This window comes from Mycobacterium celatum (assembly GCF_002101595.1).
Classification (GTDB): domain Bacteria; phylum Actinomycetota; class Actinomycetes; order Mycobacteriales; family Mycobacteriaceae; genus Mycobacterium; species Mycobacterium celatum.
The window spans coordinates 1-14,114 of sequence record NZ_LQOM01000016.1; the positions used below are offsets into that span (position 1 = coordinate 1).

The 14,114-nt window shown below is 68.5% G+C and carries 16 protein-coding genes; 7 read left to right on the forward strand and 9 right to left on the reverse strand.

Annotation, left to right across the window (positions count from 1 at the left end; translation table 11 throughout):
* Positions 1-117: 117 nt before the first annotated feature.
* Together whiB1 and AWB95_RS03700 are read right to left on the reverse strand one after the other, a co-directional pair.
* Positions 118-372, reverse strand: a complete 255-nt coding sequence (whiB1, locus tag AWB95_RS03695) for a transcriptional regulator WhiB1 (RefSeq protein ID WP_023371700.1) — start codon at positions 370-372, stop codon at positions 118-120.
* Positions 373-607: 235 nt separating this feature from the next.
* Complete coding sequence (locus tag AWB95_RS03700) at positions 608-1,582, reverse strand: diacylglycerol/lipid kinase family protein (protein WP_062540708.1); 975 nt, start codon at positions 1,580-1,582, stop codon at positions 608-610.
* On the opposite strand from AWB95_RS03700, the gene AWB95_RS03705 reads away from it, so the two are divergent.
* A complete protein-coding gene (locus AWB95_RS03705; RefSeq protein WP_085167674.1) occupies positions 1,581-2,036 on the forward strand; it encodes a hypothetical protein in 456 nt (151 codons plus the stop codon). The genes AWB95_RS03700 and AWB95_RS03705 overlap by 2 nt on opposite strands.
* Here AWB95_RS03705 and AWB95_RS03710 read toward each other — a convergent pair.
* The 3 genes from AWB95_RS03710 to AWB95_RS03720 are packed head-to-tail and all read right to left on the reverse strand — an operon-like array spanning position 1,988 to position 4,151.
* Positions 1,988-2,470, reverse strand: coding sequence for a GNAT family N-acetyltransferase (locus tag AWB95_RS03710; protein WP_062541742.1), 483 nt, complete (start codon positions 2,468-2,470; stop codon positions 1,988-1,990). The two genes, AWB95_RS03705 and AWB95_RS03710, sit on opposite strands and share 49 nt — an antisense overlap.
* A complete protein-coding gene (locus tag AWB95_RS03715) occupies positions 2,467-3,564 on the reverse strand; it encodes an isochorismate synthase (protein ID WP_085167676.1) in 1,098 nt (365 codons plus the stop codon). The genes AWB95_RS03710 and AWB95_RS03715 overlap by 4 nt, the downstream gene beginning before the upstream one ends.
* Complete coding sequence (locus tag AWB95_RS03720) at positions 3,561-4,151, reverse strand: acid phosphatase (protein WP_085167678.1); 591 nt, start codon at positions 4,149-4,151, stop codon at positions 3,561-3,563. Before AWB95_RS03720 ends, AWB95_RS03715 begins: the two co-directional genes overlap by 4 nt.
* A gap of 141 nt (positions 4,152-4,292) precedes the next feature.
* Between AWB95_RS03720 and AWB95_RS03725 the strand changes: the two genes are divergently transcribed.
* Positions 4,293-5,093: a ParA family protein gene (locus tag AWB95_RS03725; RefSeq protein WP_062541371.1), complete on the forward strand. Its 801-nt coding sequence runs from the start codon at positions 4,293-4,295 to the stop codon at positions 5,091-5,093.
* Positions 5,094-5,153: 60 nt separating this feature from the next.
* On the opposite strand, the gene AWB95_RS03730 is transcribed toward AWB95_RS03725, so the two are convergent.
* Together AWB95_RS03730 and AWB95_RS03735 are read right to left on the reverse strand one after the other, a co-directional pair.
* Positions 5,154-6,368, reverse strand: coding sequence for an Rv3212 family protein (locus AWB95_RS03730; protein ID WP_062540615.1), 1,215 nt, complete (start codon positions 6,366-6,368; stop codon positions 5,154-5,156).
* 23 nt (positions 6,369-6,391) lie between these two features.
* The gene (locus AWB95_RS03735; RefSeq protein WP_085167763.1) at positions 6,392-7,867 is read right to left on the reverse strand and encodes a DEAD/DEAH box helicase; all 1,476 of its coding nucleotides are present in this window, start codon (positions 7,865-7,867) and stop codon (positions 6,392-6,394) included.
* Positions 7,868-8,179: 312 nt separating this feature from the next.
* Between AWB95_RS03735 and AWB95_RS03740 the strand changes: the two genes are divergently transcribed.
* The gene (locus tag AWB95_RS03740) at positions 8,180-8,875 is read left to right on the forward strand and encodes a ferritin-like fold-containing protein (protein ID WP_062540483.1); all 696 of its coding nucleotides are present in this window, start codon (positions 8,180-8,182) and stop codon (positions 8,873-8,875) included.
* A gap of 6 nt (positions 8,876-8,881) precedes the next feature.
* Here the strand turns inward: AWB95_RS03740 and AWB95_RS03745 are convergent, their stop codons facing one another.
* Positions 8,882-9,541 carry an MmpS family transport accessory protein gene (locus tag AWB95_RS03745; protein WP_062540484.1) on the reverse strand — a complete coding sequence of 220 codons (660 nt, stop codon included), beginning with the start codon at positions 9,539-9,541 and terminating at the stop codon, positions 8,882-8,884.
* A gap of 180 nt (positions 9,542-9,721) precedes the next feature.
* Between AWB95_RS03745 and AWB95_RS03750 the strand changes: the two genes are divergently transcribed.
* Complete coding sequence (locus AWB95_RS03750) at positions 9,722-9,964, forward strand: DUF3107 domain-containing protein (RefSeq protein WP_045383584.1); 243 nt, start codon at positions 9,722-9,724, stop codon at positions 9,962-9,964.
* Here AWB95_RS03750 and fasR read toward each other — a convergent pair.
* On the reverse strand, positions 9,951-10,607 hold the full coding sequence (fasR, locus tag AWB95_RS03755; RefSeq protein ID WP_062540493.1) for an HTH-type transcriptional activator FasR: 657 nt from the start codon (positions 10,605-10,607) through the stop codon (positions 9,951-9,953). The two genes, AWB95_RS03750 and fasR, sit on opposite strands and share 14 nt — an antisense overlap.
* A gap of 162 nt (positions 10,608-10,769) precedes the next feature.
* Between fasR and AWB95_RS03760 the strand changes: the two genes are divergently transcribed.
* The 3 genes from AWB95_RS03760 (at position 10,770) to AWB95_RS03770 (ending at position 14,073) form a co-directional block, all read left to right on the forward strand.
* Complete coding sequence (locus tag AWB95_RS03760; protein ID WP_084707173.1) at positions 10,770-11,822, forward strand: DUF3152 domain-containing protein; 1,053 nt, start codon at positions 10,770-10,772, stop codon at positions 11,820-11,822.
* A 181-nt stretch (positions 11,823-12,003) separates the two neighbouring features.
* A complete protein-coding gene (gene moeZ, locus AWB95_RS03765; protein ID WP_062540485.1) occupies positions 12,004-13,182 on the forward strand; it encodes an adenylyltransferase/sulfurtransferase MoeZ in 1,179 nt (392 codons plus the stop codon).
* A 36-nt stretch (positions 13,183-13,218) separates the two neighbouring features.
* Complete coding sequence (locus AWB95_RS03770; RefSeq protein WP_062540486.1) at positions 13,219-14,073, forward strand: TIGR02569 family protein; 855 nt, start codon at positions 13,219-13,221, stop codon at positions 14,071-14,073.
* Positions 14,074-14,114: the final 41 nt, after the last annotated feature.

Here is a 14,114-nt window from a genome sequence, read left to right on the forward strand (position 1 = left end):
GAGTTTGCGTGGCGACCCGCCGCGCCCGGCTTCGCCGCGCTCGCGATCGCCACGACGCCCCCACGCAAGCTCGCGGCCCCGACACCGTCGGGGCCGCGAGGGTTAAACCGGGTTCCGTCAGACTCCGCTGCGGGCCTTCGTCCGGGCGTTGCGGCGCTTCAGCGCGCGACGTTCGTCTTCGCTCATTCCGCCCCACACGCCGGAGTCCTGGCCCGTGTTGAGTGCCCAGGACAAGCATTCGGTGGTCACCGGGCAGCGGTTACAGACCAGTTTCGCGTCAGCGATCTGGGCGAGCGCCGGCCCGCTGTTTCCCACCGGGAAGAACAGCTCCGGGTCCTCGTCGCGACAGACCGCCTTGTGGCGCCAATCCATACGTTGTTACTCCTCACTAAGTGCGCAGCACAGCGCACCGGTTTTTCTTCGGCTGTTAACGCGGGCACAAGAAAATTTCCGTACCGTTGCACGCGATCATTCGATCGTTTCACAGGCTCAACAAATGTCAATAGCGCGCGTTCGTCCGTGGGCAATCTCACTTTGAGGATCTGTGACCAAAACCCTTAACCCGGTGTACTAGTATGGCGGCGCATTTGCCTCGGCGATTTTGAGGTTAACGCAGTTCAGACGGCCTTTTCGCCGGTGGCGCGACGACGGCCATCGCGTCGCGGACGGCCCGGAACGTCATCTCCTCGCGCACACCGAGGTAATCGCCGTCGAATTGGCTGGCGATCGGCGGCCCGTTGCAGGTGACCCGCACACAGGCCGCGTCGTCGTCGCGGATGAGCTGCTTGGCCTCCATCTTGGGCCGCTTGGCGAACATCTGCCGGACGATCCGCAAGGTCGGGATGACCTTCATGCTGGTGACCCCGAACACCCCCAGGCCGGTCTCGAAGCTGGAGTCGGGGTTGGTCCAGATCGGCCGGTTGTTGGCATACGTCCACGGGCTGGAGTTGGACACGAACACGAAATGGACGCCGGACACCGGCTCGCGGCCCGGCAAGTGCAGGGTCAGTGTCGGCTCGCGGCGGGTGGTGGCCAGCGCGGCCGGCACCGCGGCGCGAATATAGCGCGCCGGCGTGACCTTGCGGCCCTTGTCGCGTTGCGCCTCGACTGCCTTCACCACCTCGGCGTCGACGCCCATCCCGGCGTTGAGCACCGCCCACCGCTCGCCGCAGTCGATCACCCCGATCCGGCGCCAGTTCTGCTGGTGGCCGTGCTGGTCGAGCAGCCCGATGAGCTGGTTGGTCGCAATGATCGGGTCCGGTGAGATCCCCAACGAGCGGGCCAGCACGTTGGCCGAGCCGCCCGGCACGATGGCCAGCGCCGGGACATGGCCCGTCGGCAACCTGCCCGGCCGCCCGAGCAAGCCGTTGACCACGTTGCTCACCGTGCCGTCGCCGCCATGCACGACGATCAGGTCGATTCCCTCTTCGATGGCGGCCTGGGCGATTTCGCCGCCGTGACCGCGATGGGTGGTGTGCTCGACCCGCAACTGCAGACGACTCTTGAGCGCGTGGGCCAACAGGTCGCGCCCTGCCGGGGTCGTCGACGTCGCAGTGGGATTGACGATCAGCACGGCGCGCATGACGCATGAGCCTAGTGGCTACGCTGACGCTGTGAGCGTTCCGGCCAGCGTGCGAGGCGCGGGACTGATCGTGGCGCTGCAGGGCGCGGCGGCGTTGGTGGTGGCCGCGGTCCTGGTGCTGCGGGGCCTCGGCGGAGCCGACCAGCGAGTGGTCAACGGTTTCGGCACGGCGGTGTGGTTCGCGCTGATCGGCGGCGGCGTGCTTGCCGCCGGCGGCGCGCTGCTGGTCGGCCGGCGCTGGGGCCGCGGACCCGCGGTGTTCGCCGAATTGTTGCTGCTGCCGGTCGCGTGGTACGTCGCGGTGGGCTCGCACCGCCCGCTGGCCGGAATTCCGGTGGGCATCGTGTCGCTGGCCGCGTTGGCGTTGCTGTTCAGCCCGCCCGCCCTGCGCTGGATCTCCGGGGATCAGCGAGGTCCGGCCAGCTCGGCCAGCTCCGGGCCCGATACCCGGTAGGTGGTCCACTGCGACTGCGGCCGGCCACCGATGCCGTCGTACAGCGCGATCGCGTCGGTGTTCCAGTTCAGTACCGCCCACGACAGCCGGCTGTAGCCGTTGTCGAGGCATTCGCGCGCCAGCGCCGACAGCAGCGCTCGGGCCAGTCCGCGACGGCGGAACTCCGGGCGAACGTACAAGTCCTCCAAATAGATTCCCGCAACGCCGTCCCAGGTGGAGAAGTTGAGGAACCACAGAGCCGTCGCGGCCACGACAACGTCCACCTCGGCGACGTGTGCGTACAGCGTCGTCGGCTCGTTGAAAAGCGCTGTACGGATTTGTGTTTCGGTGACCGTGCACTGGTCCGCGGCTCGTTCGAAGTCAGCCAGCTCGTGGATCATCGCTGTGATGGCCGCGGTGTCGGCAGGTGCGGCGCGCCGAATGCGCGTGGTCACGGCTGAATTCCCAGCGCGGTCAGGATGGTGACGAATTTTGTTGTCGTTTCGGCGAGTTCGTCTTCAGGATCGGATTCGGCGACAATGCCGCCGCCGGAGTGGGCGAGCGCGCTACGGCGGTCGGCGGACAGTTGCGCGCAGCGGATGGACACTACCCACCGTCCGTCGCCGCGGGCGTCGCACCAGCCGACCGCGCCGGCGTAAAAGCCCCGGTCGCCTTCCAGTTCGCCGATGAGCCGGGCGGCGGCATCGGCCGGCACACCGCCGACCGCCGGGGTGGGATGCAGCGCCAACGCCAAATCCATTGCGCTGGTGGACGTATCACGCAGCCGACCGCTGACCGGTGTACTGAGATGCCAGAGTGCCGCGGTACGGCTCAGCTGCGGCGTGGGCGCGATCGTCAGCTCGGTGCACAGCGGCCGTAGCGCTTCGGCCATCGCGTCGATGACCAGTTGATGCTCGTGGCGGTTCTTGCCCGAATCGGCCAGTGCGGCAGCCGCGGCGGTGTCGAGTCCGGGATCAGCGGAGCGCGGCGCCGACCCGGCGAACGGCCGGCACGTCACCCGGTCGCCGTCGCGCGCCACCAGCAGCTCCGGGCTGGCGCCGACCAGCGCCATGCCCGCATACCGGCCGCCCGCCGGCGTCAAATCGACGAGATAGCCGTAGGCGGCAGGATCTTTCGCGACCAGCCGGCGCAGGATGACGCGGGCGTCCAGCGGGCCGTCGGCGGCCAGGCGCAATGCGCGGGCCAGCACCACCTTGTGCAGGGCGCTGCCCGGTGACATCAGTTGATCGCAGGCGCGTCGCACCCGGGCGCGGTGTTCCTCGGGTGCGGGAACCTCCTCGGCGATGTGCACCCCCGGCAGCGGGCCGCCCGGCCAGTCGGGCAGCGTGGCGGCGTGCTCCGCGGTTTGCGGCGTCATCAATGCGGCGGGCTGGGTGAGGTCAAAAGGCAACGCGCCCATCACGATTGGCGCCGCACCCGAGCGCAGCGCGGCCCGCGCGGCGGGCACCTCGTGATAGGCCGTGCGTACGCCGTCGGCAACCAGAACCCCGTCCGGGCCGCACAGCACAAACGGCGGCTCGGCGGTCATGGCCGCGGAAGGGCGAGCGCGCCGAGCTGCCGGATTCCATGCTCGAAACCGCACACCGCGATCGCGCCGGCGATCATGCCGAATCGGATCCCCTCGCACAGCGGCAGCTCGAGCCAGCGCGTGATCACCGCCCTGGAGAAGTGGCCGTGTCCGACGAACAGCACGTCGCGCGTCGCCATGTGCCCGAGTGCGAGCGCGACGGCCGTGTCGGCACGCGCGGTGACCTGGGCGACGCTCTCGCCGCCGGGGCAGCCGTGTGTCCAGACCAGCCACTCCGGCTCTGATCGGCGGATCTGAGCGGTCGTCAGGCCCTCGTAGGATCCGTAATCCCACTCGGCGACCAGCGGCGACTTGTCTTCGATGGTCAGTCCCGCCAGTTCGGCGGTCGACACCGCCCGCCGAAGCGGGCTGGTGATCACCATCGGGCTATCCAGTTGCAGGTCGGCGAGTGCCCGGCCGGCCGCCGCGGCCTGGCGGCGTCCGTCGGCGGTGAGCTCAAGATCGGTGCGGCTGGTGTGCCGGCCGGACTTCGACCATTCGGTTTCGCCGTGGCGCAGCAGTACCAGTCGATGGTTCTCTACGCCCATGCCGACCGATTCTGCCTGAAACGCATCGCCATTGACGCGCGGGCAGGATGGGGAAGATGCCAGGATGGCCGTGTGCTGCGCCGGCGACGATGCAGGGGTCCCCGCGAGCCGGGGACGAAGCGATGAGGAGGAGCGGCGTTTATGGCAGGGACTCGTGTGCTGGCGGTGGCCAACCAGAAGGGCGGGGTGGCCAAGACGACGACGGTGGCCTCGCTGGGAGCCGCGATGGTGGCCAAGGGACGGCGAGTGTTGCTCGTCGATCTCGATCCCCAGGGCTGTCTGACCTTTTCGCTTGGCCACGATCCCGACAAGCTGCCGGTGTCGGTGCACGAGGTGCTGCTCGGTGAGGTCGAGCCCAACGCCGCGCTGGTCGACACGGCGGAGGGCATGACGCTGCTGCCGGCCAACATCGACCTGGCGGGCGCCGAGGCGATGCTGCTGATGCGGGCCGGCCGCGAGTACGCGCTCAAGCGCGCCCTGGACAAACTCGCCGACCAGTTCGACGTGGTCGTCATCGATTGCCCACCGTCGCTGGGGGTGCTCACGCTCAACGGGCTGACCGCCGCCGACGAGGTGATGGTTCCGCTGCAGTGCGAGACGCTGGCGCACCGCGGCGTCGGGCAGTTCCTGCGCACGGTCGCCGACGTCCAGCAGATCACCAACCCGGGCCTGCGGTTGCTGGGTGCGCTGCCGACGCTGTACGACCCGCGCACCACCCACACCCGCGACGTGCTGCTCGACGTCGCCGACCGCTACGACCTGCCGGTGCTGGCGCCGCCGATCCCGCGGACGGTGCGCTTCGCCGAGGCCAGCGCGTCGGGGTCGTCGGTGCTAGCGGCGCGCAAGAACAAAGGTTCAGAGGCCTACCGCGAGCTGGCCAACGCGCTGCTCAAGCACTGGAAGTCCGGTAAGCCGTTGCCGACGTTCACACCTGAGATCTAGCGGTCTCGCCCCGCGGCGATCGCAAACTCGGCGTAGCCGAGTGCGGCGGGTCGCCGCCAATCAGCCCAGGGCGACCACGGTATCGCCGCGTTGCTCGAGAATCTGCGAGCCGGACACGGCGGGAATCACCGGCGCCGTACCCGGTGGCCGGTCGACCGGGATATCGCGTTCGTGTGCGCCGGTGGCCGGGTCATAGACACCGATCCCGCCGGCGACGGGGACCAGCAACCGGCCTGCCATGACCGTCGCCGGACCCACCGGGACGGCCGGCCCGTCGGGGGTGACCGTGTAGCGGAAGGTCAGCGTGGCCGCGTCGAACACCAGCACCGCGTCGCCGGTCCACCAGCTCACCAGGTTGCCCAGCCGCGACACCACGTTCGACGGCATCGGCTGCTTGGGCAGCACCGTGCTCGCCACGGTGGCGCCAGACGCGTCGACCACCTCGACCCGGGGCTGCGGAGACGGCAGGTACACGGCTGTGCTGCTGTCCGAGACGGCCAGCACCCGCGCGCCCGACCCTGCGCCGATTCCGGCTTCGGGCACATACCGCTGCTCCGGTTCGTCTTCTTCCTTGCTCGGCCGCAGCAGCGTCAGCCGCAGATCGGCCTGCTTGGGGCATGCTTCCAGCACCGACACGGCCGACGAGCTGGCCGCCGCCGACGTCAGCGCGCATCCGGTGTGCAGCCCCTGCGACGACGGCTTCACCCGGGCGTCGATCTCGCCGTAGGACAGCATCCGGACCATGTCCGAGCGCCACAGCTCCAGCCGCGTCCTACCCGCCGACAGCACGGTCGTGCCGTCGGAGGAGACGTCGACGTGCTTGTCGGCGTAGCTGGTGCGTGCGGGCCCGCGGCGACCGGTAGAGGCGTCGATGGTGCTGACCTGCCCGCACCCCCGGTCGTCGGTATAGACAGCGACGGCGTAGCGGTAGACCCAGGACACCGCGCACAGTCGGCGGTTTCGCGAGTAGCTCCAGCGCACGTCGCCGCTGGCCGGGTCACGCCCTTGCACCGACTGGCCGTCGCCGGTGACCACCGACCCGGCGACCACCACCGGAAGGCTGGTCGCCGCGCTGGGGGCGGTCCAGAGCTGTTTGAGCGACGCGGGAACCGCACGAGCCGTGCTCGGGGTGGGTGCCGGCACCGCCGCGGGTCGGCTGTTGGTGGCCCGGGCGTCGCTGGTCCACCAGATCAGTGCCGCCACGACCGCGACCACCGTCACGATCGCGGCGGCCGCCACCATATCGGCCCTCGTGCGGCGTTCGGGTTTGACCATCAGGCGGCTGGCGGCGGCCCGACTCAGTTGGCGCTGGCGGCGACCTCTGCCGCTTTGCGGGGCCGACGGCGCCGACGGCGGCGACCGCTGTGCGAGCCTTCGCCGGCGGGAGCGTCGGCTGGCGCGTCACCGTTGGTGGCGGCGACGGGGTGCCCGGTCACCGGCTTGCCGCCGCGGGTGCGTCGCCGCGACCGGGTGCTCTTGCGGGCCGGCTTGTCCGCCTTGGCCGCGGCTTTCTTGGCTTGCGATTTGCGGGGCGCTCCGACCGTGCCGCGGGCCTCGGTCGGGATGTCCAGCTCGGTGTAGAGGTGCGGCGAGCTGGAGTAGGTTTCCGCCGGGTCGGGGCAGCCCAGGTCGAGCGCCTTGTCGATCATCGCCCAGCGGGCCAACTCATCCCAGTCGACCAGGGTGACCGCGACGCCGGTGCGCCCGGCCCGCCCGGTGCGGCCGATGCGGTGCACGTAGGTCTTCTCGTCGTCGGGGCACTGGTAGTTGATGACGTGGGTGACGTCGTCGATGTCGATACCGCGGGCGGCCACGTCGGTGGCGACCAGCACGTCGATGCCGCCGGTGCGAAATGCCTTGAGCGCCTTTTCCCTAGCGATCTGGCCGAGGTCGCCGTGCACGGCGCCGACGGCGAATCCGCGCTCGGCCAGCTCGTCGGCCACCTTCTGGGCGGTGCGCTTGGTACGGGTGAAGATCATGGTGGCGCCGCGGCCGCGGGCCTGCAGGATCCGGCTCACCAATTCGATCTTGTCCAGCGCGTGCGCGCGGTAGACGAACTGCTCGGTGGCGTCGTGGACCGCCGATGCCTGCGGCGCCTCCGCACGGATGTGGGTGGGCTGGTTCATGAAGGTGCGGGCCAGCGTGATGATCGGGTCCGGCATGGTCGCCGAGAACAGCATTGCCTGCCGGTCGTCGGGAATCTGGCGCAGGATGCGCTCTATGTCGGGCAGGAAGCCGAGGTCCAGCATCTCGTCGGCCTCGTCGAGCACCAGCACCGACAATCCGCCCAACTGGAGGTGGCCCTGCTGGGCCAGGTCCAGCAGCCGGCCCGGAGTGCCCACCACCACGTCGGCACCGGCGCGCAGCGACTCGATCTGCGGCTCGTAGGGCCGGCCGCCGTAGATGGAGACGACGGAGAGGCGACGGCCTTCGTCGGCGTGCAGATATTTGGCCGCGGTGGCCAGGTCGCCGGAAACCTGCAGGCACAGTTCGCGGGTGGGGACCACGATCAGCGCCCGCGGAATGCCGCTCAGCGGCCGGTCGGCGCCGGCGGTGGTGATGCGCTGCAGCAGCGGCACGCCGAAGCCGAAGGTCTTACCCATGCCGGTACGCGCCTGGCCGATCACGTCGTCGCCGGCGAGCGCCAGCGGCAGGGTGAGCTCTTGGATGGCAAAGGGATGCTCGATGCCTTCCTCGGCGAGTGCGCGCACTATTTCGTCGCGAACTCCAAGACTGGCAAACGTGAGATGAGGTGTGTGAAGTAAGGGTGACATGCGTGTGGGGGTGCGCCTCTCGGTGTCGGTTTCGGTCAGTTCGTTGCGGGTCACGCGCGCACGAGCTGAGTGCCGAATCCGTTGCCGATTCGCGGGGCCCTGCGCTCCGATGAGGCGGGCCGACTGCGTGCACGCACATTTCGCCGGTAGCGGCAGTAAGGCTCTACAGTCACTACCGCTGTCCATGATAGCTGGTCGCGCCTCGCGACCCCGGATCGCCGCCAGCGCGGCTTGTGCCGGGCGCTGGGGGCACCCCCGGCCGCGGAGCGGCTAGGGGGACAAGTCGCCACCTGTACGGCCTACAGTGTTGCCATGTCCTCGCTTTCGCGCGCCGACGAATTGGCCGACCCGCCCCCGCCGCGACTGCCGGCCGACCACCCCGGCGTCAACGAATTGTTCGCGCTACTGGCCTACGGCGAGGTTGCCGCTTTCTACCGGCTCACCGACGAGGCCCGGATGGCGCCGGACCTTCGTGGCCGGATTTCGATGGCCCGCATGGCGGCCGCGGAGATGGGCCACTACGAGCTGCTGCGCGAAGCCCTGGAACGCCGCGGCGTCGACGTCGTGCCGGCGATGTCGAGATACGCCTCCGCGCTCGATGACTATCACCGGCTGACCACGCCGAGCACCTGGTTGGAGGCACTGGTCAAGACCTATGTCGGCGACGCGCTGGCCGCCGACTTCTACCTGGAGATCGCCGACGGGCTGCCCGACGAGGTGGCCGACGTGGTGCGCGCGACGCTGTCGGAGACCGGGCACTCCCAGTTCGTGGTCGCCGAGGTGCGCGCCGCGGTGAACAGCAGCGCCCGGCAGCGCAGCCGGCTCGCGCTGTGGTCGCGCCGGCTGCTGGGCGAAGCGATCACCCAGGCGCAATACGTGCTGGCCGATCACGACGAACTGGTCGACCTGGTGGTGTCGGGGACCGACGGATTGACGCAACTGACGGGCTTCTTCGACCGGCTGCAGCGCACCCACGATGAGCGGATGCGAGAACTGGGTCTTGCCTAACGGGACCTAGCGGGCGCAGGTCGCGATCATCGTGTTGTTGGCCGAAACGGCCACCGGCTGGCCCTGCGCATCGGTGATTTCACAGTTGAGTCGACCCGTAAGACTTGTCGCCACAACGGATTTCGTCTGCACTCCGGGGTTGAGTACCACGGCCTTCGACCAGGGCAACGACACGTTCAGGTCGGTGCGCGGCAGGCCCTGCTCGTCGGTGTAGACGATGCTGACCAGATCGAGCATCCCCTTGGTGCCGGTCACCCGGTAGACGACGGTGTTCGGGCTCGCCGGTGGCAATGGCGCCGGGGCGGCCTGCGGCGGCGGGGCCGCGGTGGGTAGCTCGGTGGGGCTGGCCGTGACGCTGGGTTCCCGCGGAGGCGGCGTCACTGTGGTGACCGTCTCGGGTGGCAGCGACGCGCTGGGCGGAGACGACGGCCGCGGCGTGGCGATCACCGTGCGGGTGGGCGGCGCCACCGTGGCCGTCGTCGAGGTGCTGTCGCCGCCGTTGAGGATCACGACGGTGGCGATCACGGCCAGCACGAACACGGCGGCGGCGATCAGGGCGACCGGACGCCAGCGTTGATCGACCGGCTCGACCAGATCGTCGTCCGGGTAGGTCTCGTAGACCAGCTCGTCTGGGTAGTCCTGGATCTCGGTATCCAAGTGATTCATGGTGCTGATGGTGCAGATGTTATCGATGTCAACTGCACTGGTGTCGGGCAGCGCCCGGTGTGTTGGTCACGATTTGGCGACACTCGTGCTCGCGAACGCTTGGCGCTGACCGGCTTTCACGACTACTCGGAACCGTCCACTAGCCTGCATGCTGAGAACGTCTACAAGGAAGGGGCCGGCGTGGAGGTCAAGATCGGTATCACGGACAGCCCGCGGGAGCTGGTCTTCACCAGTGCGCAGACGCCCAGCGAGGTTGAAGAACTGGTCAGCGCCGCGCTGCGCAAAGACTCCGACGTGCTGAGCCTGACCGACGAGAAGGGCCGTCGCTTCCTGATTCAGACCGCCAAGATCGCCTATGTCGAAATCGGGGTTGCCGACGCCCGCCGCGTCGGATTCGGAATCGGTGCCGCTAGGAGCGGGTGAGCGGCACGTGTGACAGCCCGCCCCAGGCGAACTGCACAGTGCCCTCCACGGCGTCTTCCTTGGAAATCGGCCGGTCGGTGTCCAGCCAGTATCTGGCGCAATCGACACTGAGACTGACCAGGGCCACCGCGATCATCCGGGCCCGGTGCGGATCCAGCCCCGAATCGGCGCTGATGAGATCGAACACCGCGTCGATGCACGATTCGGTGGCCACCCGCACCTGGGCAGCGACCTGCGGCTCGGTGACATAGTCGTTTTCGAAGATCAGCCGGTAGCCCTGGCCGTCGTGCTCGATGAAGTCGAAGAACGCCTGCACCGCAGCGCGTAACCGCTGCCGGTTGTCGGTGGTGGTGCGCAGGGCCTGCCGCACGCCGGACACCAGATTCTCGACATGCCGCTGCAGCACCGCCAGATAGAGCTCAAGCTTGCTCGAAAAGTGTTGGTAGAGAACGGGTTTGCTGACACCAGCGCGGTCGGCGATCTCATCCATGCCGGCTGCGTGATAGCCGCGGTCGACGAAAACCTCGCTGGCGGCGACGAGCAATTGGCCACGGCGCTCATCACGGGGCAGCCGATTACCACGCTTGGCGGGGGCGACAGGGTCCGCCGTCCGCCTTGCGGCCGCGTTGGCGAGATCGCTCATCAAGTCCTCAATCTGCTTGGTTGGCCACATATCGTCGGCCACGCTCGTCGCAACGACACTACTACCCGCACCTCCACGCGCCTGTTATTGATGCTGCCAACGCTTTACCGGACCGACCTCGGGCACGCCAAGAGTCCCAGCTAGCGGCATCCTCAACAGGGAATGTGCGATCCTGAGGCGGTGACGTACGACCCGGAGCGACGCGGGGGCGGTCCCGTACCGGTCCTCCGCGACGACTGGCGAGAACCGTTGCGCGCCCAGCGGGATCCGCTCGCCTGGAGCTCCGGGCGGGCCCGTTCCAACCGGGATAGACCGCGCCGCTGGCGCAAACAAACCTGGCTGGGCCGGTTCGTGTCGACCTACGGGTGGCGTGCCTATGCACTGCCCGTGCTGACAGCGCTGACCGCGGTGGTGCTCTACCAGACGGCGACCGGGACCAGTGCGCCACCTCCAGCTTCGAAGGATCCGGCTCAGGGCCCCCCGGCGATCGGGTCGGTGGGCACGGCGATCATCGATGCGCCGCCGCGGGGCCTGACCGTGTTCGACGCCAATCTGCCCACCGGGATGCTGCCGGACGGCGGCGCGTTCACCCAGGCCGGCGACAAGACCTGGCGCATCCTGCCGGGTACCACACCCCAGGTCGGTCAAGGCGCCGCGAAGGTGTTCCGCTACACCGTCGAGGTCGAAAACGGGATCGACCCGGCCGCGTTCGGCGGTGACGACGCGTTCGCCCGAATGGTCGACCAGACGTTGGCCAATCCCAAGAGCTGGACGCACAATCCGCAATTCGCCTTCATCCGGATCGACGGGAGCGCCCCGAGCAGTCCCGACTTCCGGATCTCGCTGAGCTCTCCGATGACGGTACGCGAGGGCTGCGGCTACGAGTTCCCCCTCGAAACATCCTGTTACAACCCGTCGTACGGCCCCGAGGGGCAGCCGCGAGTATTCATCAACGAGGCCAGATGGGTACGCGGTGCCGTGCCGTTCGAGGGTGATGTCGGTTCCTACCGGCAGTACGTGATCAACCACGAAGTCGGCCACGCCATCGGCTATCTGCGTCACGAGTCGTGTGATGCGCAGGACGGCCTGGCGCCGGTGATGATGCAGCAGACGTTTTCCACATCGGACAACGACGCCGCGAAGTTCGACCCGGAGTGGGTCAAGCCGGACGGTAAGACCTGCCGATTCAATCCCTGGCCCTACCCGATCGCCTGAGCAGCGAGTCTTCGCCGAGATCCCCGTTGTGCAGGGTAAGTGCGAGTACCGGCCTGCGAAACGTCAATCTCGGCGCAGGGGCACGCAAAGGGCAGGGAAGCTTCTGTCGCTGTTTGCCGTTGATCCGGGCAACTGCTGTGATTAACAGACAGCAATCGAAAAGCAACGCTAGGAGATATCGGTGTCGACGTCGTTGCCGCCGCTGGTTGAGCCGGCCGCCGAGCTGACACGGGAGGAAGTCGCGCGCTACAGCCGGCATCTGATCATTCCCGACGTGGGGGTCGACGGGCAGAAGCGGCTCAAAAACGCGCGGGTGTTGGTGATCGGCGCCGGAGGGCTTGGCGCGCCGGCGTTGCTGTACCTGGCGGCCGCCGGGGTCGGCACCATCGGCATCGTCGACTACGACGTCGTCGACGAATCCAACTTGCAGCGCCAAATCATCCACGGCGTGTCCGACATCGGCCGCTCCAAGGCACAGTCCGCCCGCGACTCGATCGCCGAGATCAACCCGCTGGTCGACGTGCGGTTGCACGAGGTCCGCCTCGAGCCGCACAACGCGGTCCAATTGTTCGAGCAATACGACCTGATCCTGGACGGCACCGACAACTTCGCCACCAGGTATCTGGTCAACGACGCCGCGGTGTTGGCGCACAAGCCCTACGTGTGGGGCTCGATCTATCGCTTCGAGGGCCAGGTCTCGGTGTTCTGGGAGGACGCCCCCGACGGGCGGGGTCTCAACTATCGCGATCTGTACCCGGAGCCCCCGCCGCCCGGCATGGTGCCGTCGTGTGCGGAAGGCGGGGTGCTGGGCATCTTGTGCGCGTCGATCGCGTCGGTGATGGGCACCGAGGCGATCAAACTCATCACCGGGATCGGTGAGCCGCTGCTCGGCCGGTTAATGGTCTACGACGCGCTGGAGATGAGCTATCGCACGATCAACGTCCGCAAAGACCCGTCGACACCGAAGATCACGGAACTGATCGACTATGAGGAGTTCTGCGGCGTGGTGTCCGACGAGGCCGCCGACGCCGCGGCCGATGCCACGATCACACCGCGCGAACTGCGCGAGTTGCTGGAATCCGGCAAGAAGGTGGCGCTGATCGACGTGCGCGAGCCGGTGGAGTGGGACATCAACCACATCGACGGCGCCCAGCTGATCCCGCAGTCGTCGATCAACTCCGGCGAGGGCCTGGCCAAGCTGCCGCAGGACCGGATCCCGGTGCTGTATTGCAAAACCGGTGTGCGCTCAGCCGAGGCGTTGGCCGCGGTGAAGAAGGCCGGTTTCTCCGACGCGGTCCACCTGCAGGGCGGCATCGTCGCGTGGGCGCAGCAAATGCAGCCCGACATGGTCATGTACTGACCGAGAACCCCAGCTAACGGCGATTAGGCTGGTCGCGTGACTGTCGAGCCGCCGCCTGAGCATGTGTTGGCGGCGTTCGGTTTGAGCGGTGTACGTCCCGTGCCGCTGGGCGCCAGCTGGGAAGGCGGCTGGCGGTGCGGCGAAGTCGTGCTGTCGATGGTGGCCGACCATGCCCGTGCGGCCTGGTCGGCCAAGGTACGCGAAACCCTGTTCGTCGACGGGATACGCCTGGCCCGTCCCGTCCGCTCGACCGACGGGCGCTACGTGGTCGCCGGGTGGCGCGCCGACACGTTCGTCGCCGGCACACCCGAACCCCGGCACGACGAAGTCGTTTCCGCGGCGGTCCGGCTACACGAGGCCACCGGCAAACTGGAACGCCCCCGATTCCTGACCCAGGGCCCCACCGCGCCGTGGGCTGACGTCGACGTGTTCATCGCCGCCGACCGCGCCGCCTGGGAAGACCGGCCGCTGGCCTCGGTGCCGCCGAACGCGCGGATCGCGCCGCCGTCGGCCGACGGGCAGCGGTCGATCGAGCTGATCCACCAGCTGGCCGGTCTGCGGCGACGTACCAAGAGTCCGAGCCAGCTGGTGCACGGGGACCTCTACGGGACAGTGCTTTTCGCGGGCGCGGCCGCGCCGGGAATCACGGACATCACCCCGTACTGGCGGCCGGCGTCGTGGGCCGCGGGAGTGGTCGTCGTCGACGCGTTGTCATGGGGCGAAGCCGACGACGGGCTCATCGAACGCTGGAACGCGCTGCCGGAGTGGCCGCAGATGTTGTTGCGGGCCTTGATGTTTCGGCTCGCAGTCCATGCACTGCACCCGCGTTCGACGGCAGAGGCCTTCCCGGGTCTGGCCCGCACGGCAGCGCTGGTGCGGCTGGTGCTCTGAGCGCGAAAGTGCAACTGGCGACGTGTTTCCCGAGATGAGTC

Coding starts and splice junctions, on each gene's coding strand:
- whiB1 (WP_023371700.1), bottom strand. CDS start 372: ATGGATTGGCGCCACAAGGCGGTCTGTCGCGACGAGGACCCGGAGCTG.
- AWB95_RS03705 (WP_085167674.1), top strand. CDS start 1,581: ATGACGCATGAGCCTAGTGGCTACGCTGACGCTGTGAGCGTTCCGGCC.
- AWB95_RS03700 (WP_062540708.1), bottom strand. CDS start 1,582: ATGCGCGCCGTGCTGATCGTCAATCCCACTGCGACGTCGACGACCCCG.
- AWB95_RS03715 (WP_085167676.1), bottom strand. CDS start 3,564: ATGACCGCCGAGCCGCCGTTTGTGCTGTGCGGCCCGGACGGGGTTCTG.
- AWB95_RS03720 (WP_085167678.1), bottom strand. CDS start 4,151: ATGGGCGTAGAGAACCATCGACTGGTACTGCTGCGCCACGGCGAAACC.
- AWB95_RS03725 (WP_062541371.1), top strand. CDS start 4,293: ATGGCAGGGACTCGTGTGCTGGCGGTGGCCAACCAGAAGGGCGGGGTG.
- AWB95_RS03730 (WP_062540615.1), bottom strand. CDS start 6,368: ATGGTCAAACCCGAACGCCGCACGAGGGCCGATATGGTGGCGGCCGCC.
- AWB95_RS03735 (WP_085167763.1), bottom strand. CDS start 7,867: ATGTCACCCTTACTTCACACACCTCATCTCACGTTTGCCAGTCTTGGA.
- AWB95_RS03740 (WP_062540483.1), top strand. CDS start 8,180: ATGTCCTCGCTTTCGCGCGCCGACGAATTGGCCGACCCGCCCCCGCCG.
- AWB95_RS03745 (WP_062540484.1), bottom strand. CDS start 9,541: ATGAATCACTTGGATACCGAGATCCAGGACTACCCAGACGAGCTGGTC.
- fasR (WP_062540493.1), bottom strand. CDS start 10,607: ATGAGCGATCTCGCCAACGCGGCCGCAAGGCGGACGGCGGACCCTGTC.
- AWB95_RS03760 (WP_084707173.1), top strand. CDS start 10,770: ATGTGCGATCCTGAGGCGGTGACGTACGACCCGGAGCGACGCGGGGGC.